The sequence below is a fragment of the Beutenbergia cavernae DSM 12333 genome, from assembly GCF_000023105.1.
GTDB lineage: Bacteria > Actinomycetota > Actinomycetes > Actinomycetales > Beutenbergiaceae > Beutenbergia > Beutenbergia cavernae.
Window position 1 is genome coordinate 4091222 of sequence record NC_012669.1, and the last position, 17448, is coordinate 4108669.

General features: G+C 74.4%; 13 protein-coding genes. 6 read left to right on the top strand and 7 right to left on the bottom strand.

Annotated elements, in window-relative coordinates; genetic code table 11:
* From BCAV_RS18535 to BCAV_RS18545, 3 genes are all read left to right on the top strand, one after another.
* On the top strand, positions 1-1314 hold the full coding sequence (locus BCAV_RS18535; protein ID WP_015884157.1) for an ig-like domain-containing protein: 1314 nt from the start codon (positions 1-3) through the stop codon (positions 1312-1314).
* 91 nt (positions 1315-1405) lie between these two features.
* Positions 1406-3382: a hypothetical protein gene (locus BCAV_RS18540; protein WP_015884158.1), complete on the top strand. Its 1977-nt coding sequence runs from the start codon at positions 1406-1408 to the stop codon at positions 3380-3382.
* A gap of 39 nt (positions 3383-3421) precedes the next feature.
* Entirely contained in the window at positions 3422-3955 is a 534-nt protein-coding gene (locus BCAV_RS18545) for a cytochrome b (RefSeq protein WP_015884159.1), read from the top strand.
* A gap of 4 nt (positions 3956-3959) precedes the next feature.
* Here BCAV_RS18545 and BCAV_RS18550 read toward each other — a convergent pair whose 3' ends face one another.
* The 4 genes from BCAV_RS18550 to BCAV_RS18565 form a co-directional block, all read right to left on the bottom strand.
* Positions 3960-6809, bottom strand: a complete 2850-nt coding sequence (locus BCAV_RS18550) for a family 78 glycoside hydrolase catalytic domain (protein WP_015884160.1) — start codon at positions 6807-6809, stop codon at positions 3960-3962.
* A 64-nt stretch (positions 6810-6873) separates the two neighbouring features.
* Entirely contained in the window at positions 6874-7209 is a 336-nt protein-coding gene (locus tag BCAV_RS18555) for a TraR/DksA family transcriptional regulator (protein ID WP_015884161.1), read from the bottom strand.
* A 78-nt stretch (positions 7210-7287) separates the two neighbouring features.
* Positions 7288-7587, bottom strand: a complete 300-nt coding sequence (locus BCAV_RS18560; protein ID WP_015884162.1) for a hypothetical protein — start codon at positions 7585-7587, stop codon at positions 7288-7290.
* 177 nt (positions 7588-7764) lie between these two features.
* Complete coding sequence (locus BCAV_RS18565; RefSeq protein ID WP_015884163.1) at positions 7765-10089, bottom strand: choice-of-anchor I family protein; 2325 nt, start codon at positions 10087-10089, stop codon at positions 7765-7767.
* Positions 10090-10463: 374 nt separating this feature from the next.
* Between BCAV_RS18565 and BCAV_RS23250 the strand changes: the two genes are divergently transcribed.
* Together BCAV_RS23250 and BCAV_RS18575 are read left to right on the top strand one after the other, a co-directional pair.
* A complete protein-coding gene (locus tag BCAV_RS23250; protein ID WP_015884164.1) occupies positions 10464-11069 on the top strand; it encodes a PadR family transcriptional regulator in 606 nt (201 codons plus the stop codon).
* On the top strand, positions 11066-12706 hold the full coding sequence (locus tag BCAV_RS18575) for a DHA2 family efflux MFS transporter permease subunit (protein WP_015884165.1): 1641 nt from the start codon (positions 11066-11068) through the stop codon (positions 12704-12706). Before BCAV_RS23250 ends, BCAV_RS18575 begins: the two co-directional genes overlap by 4 nt.
* Here the strand turns inward: BCAV_RS18575 and BCAV_RS18580 are convergent.
* The 3 genes from BCAV_RS18580 to BCAV_RS18590 all read right to left on the bottom strand — a co-directional run bounded on the left by BCAV_RS18580 (position 12703) and on the right by BCAV_RS18590 (position 16760).
* On the bottom strand, positions 12703-13668 hold the full coding sequence (locus tag BCAV_RS18580; RefSeq protein WP_015884166.1) for a cation diffusion facilitator family transporter: 966 nt from the start codon (positions 13666-13668) through the stop codon (positions 12703-12705). The two genes, BCAV_RS18575 and BCAV_RS18580, sit on opposite strands and share 4 nt — an antisense overlap.
* 57 nt (positions 13669-13725) lie before the next feature.
* The gene (locus BCAV_RS18585; RefSeq protein ID WP_015884167.1) at positions 13726-14721 is read right to left on the bottom strand and encodes an EamA family transporter; all 996 of its coding nucleotides are present in this window, start codon (positions 14719-14721) and stop codon (positions 13726-13728) included.
* Positions 14722-14846: 125 nt separating this feature from the next.
* Complete coding sequence (locus BCAV_RS18590) at positions 14847-16760, bottom strand: ABC transporter ATP-binding protein (RefSeq protein ID WP_015884168.1); 1914 nt, start codon at positions 16758-16760, stop codon at positions 14847-14849.
* Between the two features lie 104 nt (positions 16761-16864).
* On the opposite strand from BCAV_RS18590, the gene BCAV_RS18595 reads away from it, so the two are divergent.
* Positions 16865-17440 carry a TetR/AcrR family transcriptional regulator gene (locus BCAV_RS18595; protein WP_015884169.1) on the top strand — a complete coding sequence of 192 codons (576 nt, stop codon included), beginning with the start codon at positions 16865-16867 and terminating at the stop codon, positions 17438-17440.
* Positions 17441-17448: the final 8 nt, after the last annotated feature.

Consider the following 17448-nt stretch of genomic DNA (forward strand, 5'->3'; position numbering starts at 1 on the left):
ATGACGGAGGAGTCGAACGCTGCGCGCCCGGGCACGGGAGCGTCGGTGAGCCGGCGCACGGTGCTGGCAGGGGGTCTCGCCGGTGGCCTGGCCCTGGCCGGGGCGCCGCTCGCGGCGGCAGCGCCGCGCGGGCCGGGCGGCCCCGGACGTCGCGACCTGCGGGTCATGACGTGGAACATCCACACCGCCGTCGCACCCGATGCCCCCGGCGTGGTGGACGAGCCCCGCATCGCCGCCGTGATCCGCGCGGAGGCGCCCGACGTCGTCGTCCTCAACGAGGTGCACCGCGATGCGCCCGGCCCCGGCAGCCACGGGGACCAGCCCGCGCGCCTCGCCGAGCTCCTCGCCGCCGACGGGTACGTCCACACGTGGTTCGGCCTGACGGAGGTGGACCTGCCGCACGAGGGCGCCGTCCTTCCCGGGTCCAGCAACGGGAACGTCGTGATGTCGCGGCACCCGTTCGTCGGAGGCGGCGTGGTGGTCCCGCTGCCGAACGAGAACTACGAGCCCGGCGGGAAGCTGCGCCGCAGCCTGCTCACGGTGACGGTCGACGTGCCCGGGCTCGGCGACGTCGTCGTCCACGCCACGCACCTCAGCACGCCGGGCAGCGCCGTCCTCGTCGAGGACCAGAAGGAGCAGCTGCGGATCGTCCTCGACCACGTGGACGCGCGCGTGCCGAGCGTGCTCGCCGGCGACCTCAACATCTGGACCACCGACGTGCCGACGCAGCCGTACTCGCAGAACAACCTCATGCAGTCGTGGATCGCCGAGGACCACCTCGCCGACACGTGGCGTCAGGTGAACGACCCGGGCGCCGGTCCGACGATGACGGCGTCCTACGGCCGGCCCGAGTCGCCGCACCCGGACCGCCGGATCGACTACGTCTTCGCGACGCCGGCGTTCGACGTCGTCGCCGGCCACGTCTCCCTCGTCGACCGGTTCGCCTCCGACCACCTCGGCGTGGTCATGGACCTCCGGCTCGGCGGCGCACCGGTCGCGGCCCGCACGGTGCTCGCCGGTGAGGACGGGCTCGACGGCTGGGCGCAGCTGACCGCGTCGCGCCCCGGCCGCCTACGGCTGTCCGTGTGCAAGAACCGCGGCCAGGCCGACGACGACGGGACCGCCGTCCGGGCAGTCCTGCGCAACCGCGCGGGCGTCGCCCTGCGGACCGTCACCGACTCCGGCACGTCCCGCGACCGGTGCACCGTCGAGACGTGGCGCGGTGCCCTGCCGCCGGGGGCGAGGCTCGAGGCGTGCCTCGTCGGCGCGGACGGGACGATCCTCGCCAGCCGGACCGAGACCCTGCACGCCTGACCCGCCGGACCGCCCGACTGACGGACTGACCCACCCGCCTGGCCCTGTACGGCCCACCCCGCACGGCTCACCGACGTGAATGGAGCACGGCATGACGACGTCGCACGACCTCCCCACCCTCGCCCGGCGCACGGTGCTCGCCGGCGGCCTGGCGGCCGGTGCCGCCGCGCTCGCCGCCGCCCCGGCGCGCGCCACTCCACCCGCTGTCGCCGTCCCGCGGCAGGCGCCGGCGACCAGCGGCCCGCTGCCGCTCGTGGCTCCCCTGGCGGCCGAGCCCGACCGGACGGCGTTCGAGCCGCAGGAGCAGCGCTACGCGGCGTACCTCGTGACCCTCGCCGCCATGGCGAACGACATCGACGACTCCGACACGGAGCTGCGCGGCTACCAGGCGGGCGGCTGGTGGCGCACGCCGTCCGAGCCGTTCAACGCGCGGATCAGCGAGCACGTCGCCACGTTCGCGTGGTTCCTCACCGCCGACCGCGGGTGGAACCCGTACCGCGGCGACGCCGCGCTCGCCGGCCGCCTCGACGCGGCCATCGACTACTACCTGCGCCTGCAGCACGACGACGGCTCCTGGCAGGAGTTCTCCGCCGAGGAGCGCTCCCGCGCGGCGACGGCGTTCGCGCTCGGCTACCTCAGCAAGACGCTGGCGCTGCTCCGGGACGCCGACCTCCTGCCGGAGCGCCGGGACGCGATCAGCTCGGCGCTGCACCGTGCGATGACGTGGTTCCTGGACCCGGCCAACGACGGCGTCTGGACCGGCGAGATCGTCGAGTTCGCCAACCAGCCCGCCGCCGGGCTCGCGGGCTCCGCCAAGGCGCTGGCGCTCGACCCCGATCCCGCGCTCAGCCGCCTGCTCTGGGACCGCGTCCGGCACTATGCCGAGCGCGCTCAGAGCCCCGCCGGCTTCCTGTACGAGCCGCGCGGGATGGACATCGCGTACAACCTCAACGTCACGCTCACGGAGTTCCACGAGCTGCACACCGAGCTCAAGGTTCCCGTGCTGCTCCCCGTCGTGCGCCGCCTCGCCGACTGGCTGACGTACACGGTGGTGCCGGAGCCCGACGGCGCCGGGCTCGTCTCGTTCGCCTCGGGAGCCGCGCGCACGCCGATGTACGTCCTGGACGCCGTCACGCTGGACCGCCAGCAGCGGGATCTCGGCTCCGTGTTCAGCCGGCTGGTGCCCGACCTCGGCGCGTTCTACCCGGCCCGGGAGGACCGCGACGCCCAGCGGGCGGCCTGGGCGGCGTCGTCGGACCCGATCGAGCCGTTGGCACCCGGCGACACGAACCCCCGCATCCCCGCGAACATCCCCTTCGGCGAGGGCTTCCCGAGCCGACGACGACGCGACGTCGCGCTCCGGACGCTCCCCGCCGTGCGTCGCGAGCGCTTCACGGAGCTGCGCACGGACCCGTTGGACCAGCACTACCTGTTCGTGCGTCGACCCGCGCACTATGTCCAGGCGTTCTTCGGGACGCGTCCGAACGGCGTCGTCCGGGCCGGCCTCGGCCTCCTGTGGCACCCGCGCGCCGGGACGTTCGTGCACGGCGGGCAGAACTCGAACACGGAGTGCTGGGCGACCGTGCTGCCCAACGGCGGCACGGACGGCGCGTCGAACCTGGCGGCGACGTACTACGACGGCCCGGTCAGCGACGGCCGGGTCGTGGCGCCCGACGACGCGGCGCGCGTGCGCGGCGACCTCGGCGTGGCGTGGACCACCACCGGGGGCAACGTCGCCGGGTCGGTGCTGCTGCACGACGCCGGGCTGGTGCGGGAGATCACGACGGCGGCGGGCGGCGTCGAGCAGGTGCCGCTCGTGCTGCGGGCCGACGACGTCGTCACCTGGGCGTCCGGCGACGGCGCCGCGGTCGGTGCGCCGTCGTCCGCGCACACGTCCGGGATCGCCGTGCGCCGCGGCGACGTGACGCTGACGATCGACTGGGAGGTCGACGCGGACGCGACGCTCACGCCGACGGAGCGGACGTACTTCGCCGACGCCTCACGCCGGGCGCACATGCTCCGCGTCCCGCTGGGCGCCGCGGCGCGCATCGCGTACGCGTTCGCCTGATCCCGCGCGCCTGCGCAGCGGCGTCACTACCCTGACGCGATGCCGCTGCGCAACGGGCCGGGCGGGTACGGCGTCGTCACGAAGGTGCTGCACTGGGTGACGGTCGTGGCGCTCGTGGTCCAGTTCCTGCTCGGGTACGGGATCGAGGCGGCGTCCGAGCTCCTCACCGGGACCGACGACTCCGACCACGACGAGGCGGCTGTGTTCGTCCACGGCTGGCTGGGTGGCGGGATCCTCGTGCTGACAGCCCTGCGGCTCGTGTGGCGGACGACGACGCCGCTCCCGCCGTGGTCGGACCGGCTCACCTCGGCCGATCGGAAGGTCGAGAGCTGGATCGAGCGCGCGCTGTACGTGCTGCTGTGCTGGATCCCGCTGAGCGGCATGGCGCTGCTGCTCGCGTCCGGCGAGGTGCGGGACGTCGCGGAGGACGGCGAGTGGGTGCCGCCCCTGGACCTGGTGGACGACGACGTCCTCCTCGGCCTGCACGTCGCCGGGCACGTCCTGTTCTACGTGGCGCTCGCGATCCACGTGGGGCTCGCGGTCCGTCGTCGGACCCTGTCGCGCATGTGGTGAGCCGTCAGCGCCCCACCTCGACGCCGTCGGGCGCGTCGACGCGCACGTCGAGCGTGCCGTCGGCGCGCCGCTCCCACGCCACCTCCACCCGCCCGCCGCCGGGGAGCGGGATCGCGCCGCGCGCCCAGTCCAGGCCGAGCGGCTGGGGGTCGACGACCACGCGGCGAGGACCGTCCAGGCGCACGCCCAGCACGACGTTCGGAAGGAACGCGGCCGGCGCCGCCGACCAGGCGTGGCAGTGGCTGCGGGTCAGCGATGCGCGGTCCGGCGCCGGGAACATCTCCCAGCAGGTGACCGCGCCGGCGTCGAGCATCCCGCCGTAGTCCCGGCGCAGGTCGGCGAGCGCCACGTCCGCGCGCCCGGCCGCGACGAGGGCGTCGTACCGGAAGATCGACATCCACGGGCTGCCGATCTGCACGAGGTCGTGAGGCGGGTCCACGACGAGCGACGTCAGCCGGGCCAGGCGGGAATCGTCGCCGACCCCGGCGAGCAGAGCGAACAGCTGCGTCTGCACGCTGACGACGTCGGACCGGCGGCCGTCAGCGTGGATCGCGTCGAGGTACGCCTCCCGCTCGGGGGACCACAGGTGCTCCGCGATCGCCGCCCGCACGGCCGACGCCCGCGCCCGCAACCGCTCCCCCACGTCCAGGCCGACGGCGTCCGCGAGCCGAGCCGCGCCGTCGAGCGCCATCACGTACAGGCAGTTCTGGTGCGCGACGACGCCGGAGTTCGGCTGGTCCATCGGCGCCCAGTCGAGGAGGTTCCACGCGTCGATCGCCAGCAGTGAGCGCTCGTCGAGGTGCTCGGCGAACGCGTCGAGCGCCGCCACGACGTCGGGGGCGAGGTCCCGCGCGAAGCCTGGGTCGCCCGACCGCACGGCATGCTCCTCGCACGCCAGCACCCAGAAGAACGTCCACGCCGGGATCACGTTCGTCCAGCCGGACGGCACCTGGGACCCGAGCAGCGGGGTCTGGCCGCGCGAGCCCGGCACGAGCCGCAGGCAGCGTTCCACGAGCGGGCCGACGTCGGCGAGCGCCGACGCGAACCGTGCGCTCGAGTACGCGTCACCCACCCAGTACGCCTGCTCGTAGGCGGGGCAGTCGACGAACGTGTCCTCCGCGCAGGCCACGACGGTCCGCCGCGACATCTCCCAGATCGCGTCGAGCCGGGTGTCGCTGCACGAGAACTCGCCCGTCCGCGGCATCGGGTAGTGGGCGCTGCGTACGGCGACGTCGTGCAGCACGACCGGCCCCGCGGCGTCGTCGGGCCGGCGCACGACGAGCTGCAGATACCGCAGTCCGCGCCGCACCGGCGAGACGTGCCGCTGACGGCCGGTGCGCGTGGTGTACCGCAGCGCGTTCTCCATGCCGGTCGTCTCCTCGCGGTAGCCGTCGCGGAGGTACTCGAAGCCGTAGACGTCGACGACCACGCCGGGCGGTGCGGTGAGCTCCAGCTCGACGAAGCCGGACGCCTCGACGCCGAGATCGAGCACGAGCTCCGTGTCGCGCCCGGGCCGGTGCGGCACGGCCGCCGACCCGCCCCCGGCGAGCGCCTGCACGGCGCTGGGGACGACGACGGCGTCCCGCTCGCTCGGGTGCACGACGACGCCGTACAGGCTGGCCGGGAACGCCAGCTCGGCCGGGACGGTGCGCGCCGCGTGCGGCCAGGCACCGAGCTCGCGGGCAGCTGTCGCCTCGACGACGGCGCCCCGCGTCTCGGGCGTCGGCGTCATGCGTTCCAGGGCGGGGTGCGCGAGCGGCCGCTCGAACGCCGGGTCGGGTGCGCCGACCGGGCCCAGCGCGACCCACGGCGTCGCGGCGTCGCCCTGAGTGGGGTGGACGAGCGCGACGTCGGCGCCGTCGAGCGCCTCGAGCATCACCGGCACCGGGTACCCGTGGTCGTACGCGGAGACGTCGAGCGCGAGCCAGTGGTCGCCCGAGGCGAGGTCGACGTCGAGCGTCCGCAGGTCCGCGTGCCCCGCGGCGAGGTCCGAGACCGGGGTCCACGCGCCGTCGAGGGCCACTCCGGACACGCGGCCGTTGGACGTCGCCAGCGGCAGGGCGATCCGCACCCGCGCGGGTCGGTGCACGCGGATCGCGGTGAGCAGGAACCCGACGTAGGAGCTGGGGTTCGCGTGATGCTCGGAGCTGGGGTCGAACAGGGCGCGGGCGTCGAGGGTCCAGCTCGTCGGCGCGGCGCGCACGAACGCCAGCGACCCGACCCGGACGGGGCGCACGAGCTCCTCCGCGAGCGCGGGCACGTCCCGTGCGACCAGGCGCGACCACGGCCCCTGGCCCGGCTCGCCGACGACCGTCGCCGGCGCCCAGCCGTCGTCGGTCGCCGGCTCGGCGACGTCCGTCGTCCACGTGGGCTGCCACGCGCCGTCCACGACCTCGACGAACGCGAGCTGCGGGCAGATGCGGGGGGAGCGTGCGTCGAACCCGGCGTGCGTCGCGACCTGCCAGCTCGGGTCGCTCACGACGTGGGTCGACGACGCCGGGAGGTCGAGCTGGGCGAGCAGCCCACCGCGAGCGCGCAGCGACGAGAACGTCGCGACGCCGTCGTGCCGGACGAGGACGGCGACGACGTTCGCCCCGGGCCGGAGCAGGTGCCCGACCTCCCAGTCGTCGACGAACCAGTGCTCCGGGAAACCGCGCACCGGTCCGTGCCCGACCCGGACGCCGTTGACGTACGCGACGTACCGGGTGTCGGCGGTGACGCGGAGCCGGGCGTCCGGCTCGTCGTCGTCGATCGTGACCGTGCGCCGGAAGCACCGCCAGGCGTTGCGGGGCGACGGCTCGCCGTCGTCCCAGATCCAGCGTGCCGCGGGCGCGAAGCGGGCGTCGTCGCTCATCTCCCCACGATCCCGCGCCGGGCGGGTACGCGGGCGTCCTGCCCGCTCGCCGAGACGGCTGCGCTCAGCCGCAGCCGACGCAGGTCCGCGCCGCCGGCCGGACCTCGAGCCGCGCGGCCGGGATCGGCCGCCCGCACCGTTCGCACACGCCGTGCGTCCCGTCCTCGATCCTGGCGAGGGCGGCGTCGAGCTCCTCGCGCTCGTGCTCCGCGCTCGCGATCAGCGCGCCGACCTGGGCCCGGTCGTACGCGATCGTCGAACCCTCGGGGTCGTGCTCGTCGTCCGCGTTCGACGATGCGGACGCGGCGATGATCTCGCCGCGGGTCGCGCGCAGCGCGCGCAGGCGCTCCTCGAGCGCGGCCCGTCGTTCGGTGAGCCGTCCGCGGTGGTCAGTGGGCACGCGGACGCAACGCGCTCGCGCCGTCGAGCATTCCGGGCGCGGGGCCCTCCGCCCCGCGCCCGGACGCCGTCGCGGCCCTCAGGCGGCGGACCGCTCGGACGGCTCGGATCCCGCGCGGCGCAGCTCGGCTCGACGCGGGCGCTGTGCGAGGTGGTGCAGGTCGGCCCCGGAGACGACTGCCTCGGGGAGGGTGATGACCGGAAGCTCGCGCGCCGTCCAGCGCTCGGCGGCGGCCCAGACGGCCTCGATCGCGCGCCGCTCCTCGCGACGACGGCGCCACCACTGCAGCAGCGCTCCCGGCACACCGGGGGCCTCGGCAGCGAGTCGCTCCTGACGGTAGGCCACCTCGGCTGCGACGGCCTGGTCCCAGAGATACATCGTGATCCTCGTTCCCCGGCGGGTTCCCACCGACAGATAGGACTCTGCCGGTGAGGACCGGGGCACCGGATCCGGCACTCGACCACGTTCTCGTGCCGTGCCCGCGCGTAGCGCCTCAGACGCCCGCGCCGTCCGGCGTCTGAGGTACCTCAGACGCCGGACGAGGCCACGGGATGCTCAGATCCGGGCCGCGCGTGCCCGGCGCAGGAGCAGCGCCCCGGTTCCCACGGCGAAGGCCGCGAGGAGGGCGACGAGGGCGGGTGTGCCCGCGCCGGTCGACGGCAGCGAGCCGCCCGGCGAGGCGGCGCCGTCGTCGTCGGACCCGGCGGCGAGCACCGTGAACGTCACCTCGGCGACACCCGAGACCGGTCCCTCGACGCGCAGCGTGTGGGCGCCCGGGGCGACGTCCGCCGGCACGGTCCACGTGAGGGTCGCGACGCCGTCGGCCCCGGCGGTCACGGTCCCGACGTCGAGCGGGTCGGAGAACATGGTGGCCGCGAGGTCCTCACCGGCGGCCGCGCCCGAGACCGTCGCCGACGCCTCCTCGCCGGCGCGGACCTCGCCCGGCACCGCGACGCGGAGCTCGCCGGCGGTGGGCTCCTGCGTCGGCTCGGCGGTCGGCGACGGCGTCGGCTCGCCGGTGGGCTCCTGCGTCGGCCCGCCCGTGGGCGACGGCGTGGGGGTGGGCCCGCCGTCGTCCCCGACGGCGTACAGCGTCGTCGTGCCCGACACCTCGTTGCCGACGGCGAGCAGCGGGCTGCCGGTCGGCGAGTCGTCGGCGCTCACGAACGCGAGCCCCTCCGGCCCCAGGTCGCCGGCGGAGTCCAGCACCGCCTGCGGGTCGGCGGCGTCCTCGAGCGACACCGCGAAGTCGCGATTGTTCACGTACGTGACCCAGCGGACGTCGTCGGGCCGGGTGACGTCGAAGACGGCGATGCCGCCCACCCGCTCGAAGGCCACGAACGCGTACGTGCTCCCGTCGACCTCGCCGACGGCCACCGCCTCGGGCTCCGGCCCCTTGTCGTCGCTGCGGCCCTCGAGGTTCGCCTCCGTGTGGTTCGAGTTGAAGAACTCGGGCAGCGCGTCCGCGACGAGGCGTTCGAGCTGGTCGCCGGAGTCGAACACGAGCTCGCCGTCCGTCGTCCAGATGGAGAACGAGCGTGCCCCGAACGCGAACAGCTCCTCGTAGCACGAGCCGTCGTCGGACAGGCCGTCCGCCGTCGTGACGTTGAGGCGGCCGAGCGCGTCGTCGCCGGTGAGGGCGGCGGCCGGCGCGTCGTCGCACACCGGCGGGAGCCCGTCCGAGCCGAGGTCGCCCACGCGCGCGGGCTCGACGTAGTCGCCCCACTCCCGCGCGTCGCCCTCGTTCGCCGTCACGAGGTACGTGGCGCCGTCGGCGGCGTAGGACGTGATCGCGTCGGGCAGGTACAGCCCGCGCACGGGCCACGTGCCGATGGCGATGCCGCCGTCCCGGTCGCTCGGGTCGAGGCCGGCGCCGTCGACCGAGTGGTCCTTCGAGCCGAGCGGCAGGATCCGCGACACCTCGGCGTCGGCCAGGTCGACGACGGCGATCGCGTTCGCCTCCTGCAGCGTCACGTAGGCGTGGGCGCCGTCGGCGGAGATCGCCGCGTACTCCGGCTCGAGGTTCGCGGAGACCGGGTACTCGGCGTTCACCGTCGGGCCGAACACGCGCACGCCCTCCGGGAGCGCGCCGTCGGCCTCGTACGCGTGGAAGTCGGCGATGCGGACGGCGTCCTGCGCCGGTGCGGCGACGTCGTCCGGGAGGTCGACGACGGCGACGGAGCCCTGGGGGTCGACGGAGAAGTCGTCGGCGGGCTCGCCCTCGTTAGCGACGACGGCGCGGCCGCCGTCCGGGGTGAGCGCCACCATGTCGGGGAGCGCGCCGACACGGACGGCGCCCAGCGCGGGGGCGTCCGCCTGCGCGGCGTCGAAGAACACGAGCCAGCCGGCGTCCGTCTTGACGTCGGACTCGACAGCGACGACGACGAGCCCGTCGGCGCGCACCGCCACCGAGTTCGCCACGGCCCCGGCCGGGACCGTCGACCCGTCGGCCGCGAGGGCGCCCGCCGTCGTGAGCGTCCCGATCTGGGTCGGCGCGGACGGGTCGGCGCCGTCGAGCACCTCGACGACGCCCGCGTCCGCGTTGACCACGAACAAGCGGTCGGTGCCGGGGTGGAACGTGACGATCTCGGACGCGCCGGCGTCGATCACGCCCGTGCGGTACGTGCCGAGCGGGGCGAGCTCGAACGGCGCGTCCGGGGCGGAAACGACGATCGGCTGCTCGACGGCGAGCGCCCGTTCAGCGGTGGCGAGGATCGCGACGGCCGGCGCGGCGAGAGCGGCGAGAGCGGCGAGAGCGGCGAGAGCGGCGAGAGCGGCGGGACGACGACGGCGACGGCGGGCGGCGGCGTCGCCGGCAGCGACGACGGGCGCACCGCCGGGACGCGGTCCGAGCTGGGACCGGGACTGGGAGATGGGCACGATCGGAGGCTAGGGACGGCCGGCGGCGCGGCGGCGACAGGTCGTTGAACGTGCGATGGCTCACGGGCGTCCGATCGGCGCGGACTGCCTGCCTCCGCCCGTTGCCTCGATGCCTCGGTGCCTCGGTGCCTCGGTGCCTCGGTGCCTCGGTGCCTCGAGGTAGTAGTACCGGGACGAGGCAGTACGTCGGAGCTACTTCCTCACCCCGCAGCTACTACCTCGGCTCACGGGGGGACCAGCACAGGGCCGGACCAGCACAGAGGCCCACGAGGACCAGGTCCCGACCAGCACAGGGGCCGGACCCGCACTGGACACACGCCGACGCCCGTGCCTACTATTCCGCTCGGAATATTCACCACGGAACACCGGGACCCATGCCCCAGCTCTCCCCCGTCGCCACGCTCGTGCTCAGCCTGCTGCGCGAGCGACCGATGCACCCCTACGAGATCCTCGGCACGCTGCGCGCCCGCCGCAGCGACCAGCTCGTCCGGCTCAGCCCCGGCGCCGTCTACCACGCCGTCGAGCGTCTCGAGGCGGACGGCCTCGTCGCGTCCCAGGGCACGGATCGCGCCGGCAACCGGCCCGAGCGCACGACGTACGCCCTCACCCAGACGGGCCGCGACGCCCTCGCCGACCGGGTCCGTGAGCTCATCGGCGACCGCTCGCCCGAGTACCTGCGCCTCCCGGTCGGACTGTCGCTGGCGCACGACCTCCCGCTCGCCGACGCCGTCGCCCACCTGCGCAACAGGCGCGACGACCTCGCCGCGGAGGTCGAGGCGATCCGCGCGAAGCTCGACATGCTACTGACGCGCGGCCTCCCGCGCAGGTTCCTTCTCGACGTCGAGCACCGCGCCCACATGCTCGGCGCCGAACGCGACTGGCTCGACGACGTGCTCGGCGACCTGACCACCGGCGCCCTCAGCTGGGACGCCCTGCCACCCGACGACTACCCGTACCCCGCCGACCCGGAGACCGCATGAGCACCACCACGACAGCACCCGGCAGCCCCGCACCGGGCGGCGCCGTCGACCTCCACGGCCGCAGCCCGTGGAGCGTCATCCCGCCGCTCGCGCTCGGCTTCTTCATGATCATGGTCGACACCACGATCGTGAACATCGCCGTCCCGACGCTGACGGCGGAGCTCGACGCCGACCTCGTCTCGATCGGCTGGGTCAACAGCGCCTACCTGCTCAGCTACGCCGTCCTCCTCCTGCTCGCCGGCCGCCTGGGCGACAGGTACGGGCCGAAGCCCGTGTTCGTCCTCGGACTCGTCGTGTTCACGGCCGCCTCCGCCTGGTGCGGTCTGGCCGGCACCGTCGAGATGCTCATCGTGGCGCGAGTCGTGCAGGGCATCGGCGCCGCGCTCATGACGCCGCAGACGATGTCGATGATCACGCGGGTCTTCCCGCCCCGGGGCCGCGGCGCGGCGATGGGACTGTGGGGCGCCGTCGCCGGGGTCGCCACGATCACCGGCCCCGTGCTGGGCGGCTTCCTCGTCGAGACGTGGGGCTGGGAGTGGATCTTCTTCGTGAACATCCCGGTCGGCGTCATCGCGCTCGTCATGGCGTTCACGAACCTGCCACGCCTCGCCACCCACAAGCGCTCGTTCGACCTGCTCGGCGTCGCCCTCTCGATCATCGGCCTGTTCGCGTTCGTGTTCGGGCTGCAGGAGGGCGAGACGTACGACTGGGGCCGGATCGGCGTCGTCAGCGTCGGACCCGTGGACGTGCCCGTCACGGTGGTGGGGCTGATCGTCGTCGGGCTGCTCGTGCTGACCGGGTTCGTGCTGTGGCAGCACCACCTGCGCGACCGCGCGCTGCTCCCGCTGTCGCTGTTCTCGCACCGGAACTTCTCGCTGGCGAACGTCGGCGGGATGGCGGTGTCGTTCGCGATGATCGGGATCTTCTTCCCGCTGACGATCTACCTGCAGACGATCCTCGACCTGTCCCCGCTGCACGCCGCGCTGCTCAACCTGCCGGGCTCGCTCGTGTCCGGCGTGGTCGCACCGATCGCCGGCCGCCTGTCGGACCGCATCCCCGGCAAGTGGGTCGTCGCGGCCGGCTTCGCGGCGATCGCGGGCGCGGTGGTGTGGCTCTGGGCGATCGTGTCGCCCGACACCTCTCCGCTGGCGTTCCTCGCACCGATGGCGCTGTTCGGCGTCGGAACCGGCGCGGTGTTCTCGCCGCTGGCGAACCTCGCGACGTCGGGCCTCGACCACCGCACCGCAGGCGCCGGCGCGGGCGCGTTCAACACCACCCGCCAGGTCGGTGGTGTCATCGGTTCGGCCGCGATCGTGGCGATGCTGACGGCGCGGCTGTCGGTCACGCTGCCGGCTGCCGCGCGGGACGCCGCCGCCGGGCTCCCGGCCGAGCTGCGCGAGCCGTTCGTCGAGGGCTTCTCCCAGGCTGGCGGTTCGTTCGGTGGCACGATGCCTGCGCTGCCGCCGGGGATCCCCGACGACGTCGCTCAGCTGCTCCAGGACGCCGCCACCTCCGCGTTCCACTCAGGCTTTGCGACGGCGACCGGCCAGACGTTGCTGCTGGCGGCGGGCGTGCTCGTGGTCGGGATGCTCGCTGCGCTCGCGATGGACCGCGGGCACCACGGCGGTCAGCCCTAGACCGGCGCGTCGCCGAAGCCGGACCCCGGCAGGGCCGGCGTGAGCACCGCCTCGACGACCATCGGCAGCGCCTCGAGCCGCCGTTCCAGCTCCCGGAGCCGGACGGCCACGTGGGACTCGACGTCGTCGCCCTCGAGGTCCACCGCGGCGACGACGTACAGCTGGCGCGGCCCGACGAACTCCGCGTGCAGGTACGTCACGCTCGCGACGCCGGGAAGCGCCGCGACGGCGTCGGCGATCGCCTGCCGCGTGGCCCCCGTCGGCTCCTCGCCCACGAGGAACCTGCGGTTCCGGTCGATGAGCACGACGGCGACCACGCCGAGCAGGATCCCGACGCCGATGGAGCCGAGCGCGTCCGGCACCGCCGAGCCCGTGATCTGGTGCAGCCCGATGCCGGTCGCGGCGATGAGGAGCCCGATGAGCGCGGCGGCGTCCTCGGCGAACACGGCTCGCAGCGTGGGGTCGGAGGTGCGCAGCGCGTGGTCGAGCACGTCCCGGTGCGCCTTCCGCGCGCCGCGCCGGACCTGCCGCCACGCCTGGAGGAACGACGTGCCCTCGAGCACGAACGCGATCGCGAGCACGGCGTACGCGACCCCGAAGCTCTCCGCGGGCTCCGGGTTCAGCAGCTCGGTGACGCCGTGCGTGATCGAGACGGCGCTGCCCGCCGCGAACAGCCCGATGGCCGCGAACATCGACCACACGTAGGCCTCGCGCCCGTACCCGAGGGGGTGCGCGGCGTCCTTCGGCTTGGCGGCGCGCCGCCCGGCGACGAGGAGGAAGACCTCGTTGCCGGCGTCGGCCCAGGAGTGCGCCGCCTCGGCGACCATCGAGGCCGACCCGGTCACCGCGCCAGCCACCGTCTTCGCGACGGCGATCAGCAGGTTCGCGGCGAACGCGATGACGACGGTGAGCGTGCTCTCGGACTCCGGGGCCGCCGCCGTCTCCGTCTGGGATCGCGCCATGGGTTCCTGGATAGCACCCGCGCCGGCCGGCGGCCACGGCTCGCACCGCGGGCGGCGCTACGGGTCGCCGACGGCAACGCCCGCGAGGTCCGTCGGCGGGCGGCTCCTGCGCAGCTCCCCGAGCCGCACGAGGACCACGCCGATCAGGACGGCGACGCCGCCCAGCAGCTGGACCGGCGAGGGCACCTCCGCGAGCAGCAGCCACGCGAAGACGACGGCGAACAGCACCTCGGTCAGGCCGAGGAACGAGGCGGTGGTCGAGCCGAGCCGACGGCTGGCGACGACGCCGGCCACGTACGCCAGCACCGCCGTCACGAGGCAGAGCCACAGCAGGACGACGACGGCGGGGATCTCGTTTCCGAGGAGCGTCACCTCGGCCGCGCCGATCACCACCGGCATGAGCCCGACGGCGCCGAGCAGGCCGAGCGCCACGGCACCGACGACCATGCCGGAGCTCACCATGACGATCGGATGCACGCCGTCCTCCGTGCGCGCGCCGATCACGAAGTACACGGCGAGCCCGACGGCGGCACCGAACGCCCACAGCACCCCGGTGGCGGAGACCTCCGCGCCGCCGAAGGCGTCGAGCACGAGGGCGAGGCCGACGACGGCGATCGCCGCTCCCGCGAGGGTGATCCGCGCCGGGACGAGGCCGCGCAGCCAGTTCCACGCGACCACGAGGAGGATCCCGGAGTACTCGATGAGCAGCGCGACGCCCACCGAGAGGTGCTGGACGGCGTTGAAGTAGCAGACCTGCGCGCCGGCGACGCCGAAGACGCCGAACAGAACGAGCAGCCGCACCTTGCCGCGCAGGCCGGCCACGCCGTCGCGCCGCAGGATCCAGACCGCCGGGCCGGCCAGCAGCAGCGCCGCGACGCCGATCCGGACGAGGACGGCGGCGGTCGGCGACCAGCCGGCGTCGAGCAGCGGTCGCGCCGCGATCCCGGACGTGCCGAACGCCGCCGCAGCGACCAGGCCGAGCGCGACGCCGGACAGCGACGCCCGCGGGCCGACCCCCGCCGCCGTCGGTCTCTCTGCCGCACCCGCGCTCACGTCCGCGAGCGTAGGCCACCGCCGAGTGCGTGATCCCTCCCGCCGACACGCCGATGAGGGCGGGAGAGGGCACGCACTCGGCGATGCCCCGGGCGCGAGGACGGATCAGGCAGTCGACGCTCGGGTCAGGTCGTGGCCGGGACCGGCACGTCCGACGCCGGCTCGCCGTCCCGAGCCTCGCCGGCCACCGCCTCGTCGTGCGGGGCGCCGACGCTCGCGTCGAGCCGCAGCGCGGCAACCAGCTCCCGGTACAGCTCGTCCGCCTCGAGCAGCTCCGCGTGCCGGCCGACGGCGCGCACGCGCCCGCGCTCGAGGAGCACGATCTGGTCGGCGTCGACGACCGTGGAGAGCCGGTGCGCGATCGTGACGACCGCCCCGGTGGCCGCGACCTCGCGGATGGCCCCCGCGAGCGCCGCCTCGGTGAGGCCGTCGAGCTGCGCCGTCGCCTCGTCCAGCAGCAGGATCTCCGGCTGCGCCACGAGCGCCCGGGCGACCGCCACGCGCTGCCGCTCCCCCCCGGAGAGCTCGGCCGACGTCACCTCGGTGTCGAGACCGTCCGGCATCGTGGCGACCCGTGCACTGAGGCGCAGGGCGTCGACGGCGGCCCACACCCGCGCGTCCGAGGCGTCCGGAGCGGCGTACGCGAGGTTCTCCCGCAGCGTCCCGGGCACGATGGGCGTGTCCTGCTCCACGTACGCGATCCGCGACCGGATCTCGTCGGTGGTCCACTCCGCGTACGGGCGGCCGTCGAGCTCGATCCGCCCGTCCTCCGGCGTCAGGAACCGCAGCAGCAGCGACATGATCGTCGTCTTCCCGGCGCCGGACGGTCCGACGATCGCCGTGTGGCCGCGGCGCGGCACGCTGATCGAGACACCGTTCAGGGCCGGGGCGACGCCGTCGGCGGTCTGGTAGCGGTACGTCACGTCGCGCAGCCGGAGCGCGGGCGGCTCGGGCGGGCTCGCCCCAGCCGAGCCTGTCGCGACCTGACCCGCACGATCGGTGACCTGCGCGCGCGAGGCGACGGCGCCGTCGTCGTCGGCCTCCAGCTCCATGTCCTCGACGTCGCTGATCCGCGCGGCAGCGGCAAGGCCGGACTGCAGCGACGTCAGCGCCATCGTCAGCAGCATGACCGGCATCATCAGCTGGAAGACGTAGAGCAGGAACGCGACGAGCGTGGTCACGGTGATCGCCCCGGTGGACACGCGCCACGCCCCGACGCCGAGCAGCAGCATGACGGCGAGGTTCACCCCGGCGCCGGTGATGGTCCAGGAGACGTTCTCGAGCTTGACGGCGCGGATCCCGGCCCGGGCGGAGTCCTCCGCGTGCGCCGAGATCCGGCTCGTCTCGCGCGTCTCCGCGCGGGCGGACTTCACGGTACGCAGGGCGCGGACGACGCCCTCGAGCCGCCCGCCGAGCTTGCCGACGTGCTCCTGGGCCTCCTGCTGGGCCTTCGAGAGGCGCGGCATGAGCACGACGACGCAGATCCCGACGAGCACCAGGACCGCCACCGTCGTGCCGAGCAGCACGACGTCGAGGTAGGCCATGAGCACGATCGCGCCGACGAGCCCGATGAGGCCGTTGACGAAGTTGACGACGCTGGACGTCGTCGCCTCGCGGATCAGCAGCGTGTCGGAGGTGACCCGCGTGACGAGCTCGCCCGGCGGGCGCGCGGTGACCTCGGGCACGCGCGCACCCAGGAGGTGACGGACGATCCCGGTGCGCGCGGCCAGGATGATCCGCTCCGCGAGCGTGCCGAGCATGATCCCCTGGATCAGCCCGACGACGGAGCCCGCGACGAGCAGCACCGCGAGGATCGTGATCGGCGTGCGCAGCGACGCGGACATCTCGAGGCCGTCGAGCACCGCCTTCGTGACGAGCGGTGTGGCGAGCTCGGCAGCGACGCCGAGCGCGCCGAGCACGAGGGCGACGGCGAGGACGCCCTTGTGAGGGCGGGCGTACGCCCACAGGATGCGGGCCTTCTCCCGCGTGGTCCGTTCGGGCACACCCTGCTCGGTGTTCTCTGCCGTCTGTCCGCTCATCGGCCCTCTCCTCGCTTGAACGCTCCCGAAGCAGTATGCGACACATCTGTCGCATTTCGCAACCCGACTGTCCCTCAATCGGAGATCGGCGTACCCTCGGCGGCATGACGGCGGAGAGCGAGACAGCGGAGGGCGTCGAGCGTGGGGTCCGCGCGCGCACCCGGCACGCGATCCTCGACGCCGCGGCCGCGGTCTGGGCACGGGACTACTCCGCGTCGCTCTCGACGATCGCAGAGCGCGCCGAGGTCAGCCGCTCGACGCTGCACCGCTACTTCACCGACCGCCAGGCGCTCATCGACGGGCTGCTGCTGGACTCGTTCGCGCAGTTCGAGACGATCGACGCCGTCCTGGCGCCGTACGCGACCACGATGGACGGACTCGAGCAGTTCCTGCGCGCCGGCATCGACATGGGCGACCGGGTGATCTTCCTGTTCTCCGACCCGAGCAGGTTCGACGGCAACCCGAACTGGGACGGCGACGACGGCGGCGACGAGATGGTGGCGGCCATCGAGCGCGCCCGCGCCGAGGGTGGCATCGCGCCCGAGATCCCGACGGCCTGGGCCGTCAACCTCTTCTACGCCGTGCTCTACACGGCCTCCGAGGTGAGCAACGAAGGGGTGCCGCGGCATGTCACCGCCGACCTCGCGGTGCGCGCGTTCCGCCGCGGCGTCGCTCCCTGATCCAGGCT

Coding starts and splice junctions, on each gene's coding strand:
- BCAV_RS18535 (WP_015884157.1), top strand. CDS start 1: ATGACGGAGGAGTCGAACGCTGCGCGCCCGGGCACGGGAGCGTCGGTG.
- BCAV_RS18540 (WP_015884158.1), top strand. CDS start 1,406: ATGACGACGTCGCACGACCTCCCCACCCTCGCCCGGCGCACGGTGCTC.
- BCAV_RS18545 (WP_015884159.1), top strand. CDS start 3,422: ATGCCGCTGCGCAACGGGCCGGGCGGGTACGGCGTCGTCACGAAGGTG.
- BCAV_RS18550 (WP_015884160.1), bottom strand. CDS start 6,809: ATGAGCGACGACGCCCGCTTCGCGCCCGCGGCACGCTGGATCTGGGAC.
- BCAV_RS18560 (WP_015884162.1), bottom strand. CDS start 7,587: ATGTATCTCTGGGACCAGGCCGTCGCAGCCGAGGTGGCCTACCGTCAG.
- BCAV_RS23250 (WP_015884164.1), top strand. CDS start 10,464: ATGCCCCAGCTCTCCCCCGTCGCCACGCTCGTGCTCAGCCTGCTGCGC.
- BCAV_RS18575 (WP_015884165.1), top strand. CDS start 11,066: ATGAGCACCACCACGACAGCACCCGGCAGCCCCGCACCGGGCGGCGCC.
- BCAV_RS18580 (WP_015884166.1), bottom strand. CDS start 13,668: ATGGCGCGATCCCAGACGGAGACGGCGGCGGCCCCGGAGTCCGAGAGC.
- BCAV_RS18590 (WP_015884168.1), bottom strand. CDS start 16,760: ATGAGCGGACAGACGGCAGAGAACACCGAGCAGGGTGTGCCCGAACGG.
- BCAV_RS18595 (WP_015884169.1), top strand. CDS start 16,865: ATGACGGCGGAGAGCGAGACAGCGGAGGGCGTCGAGCGTGGGGTCCGC.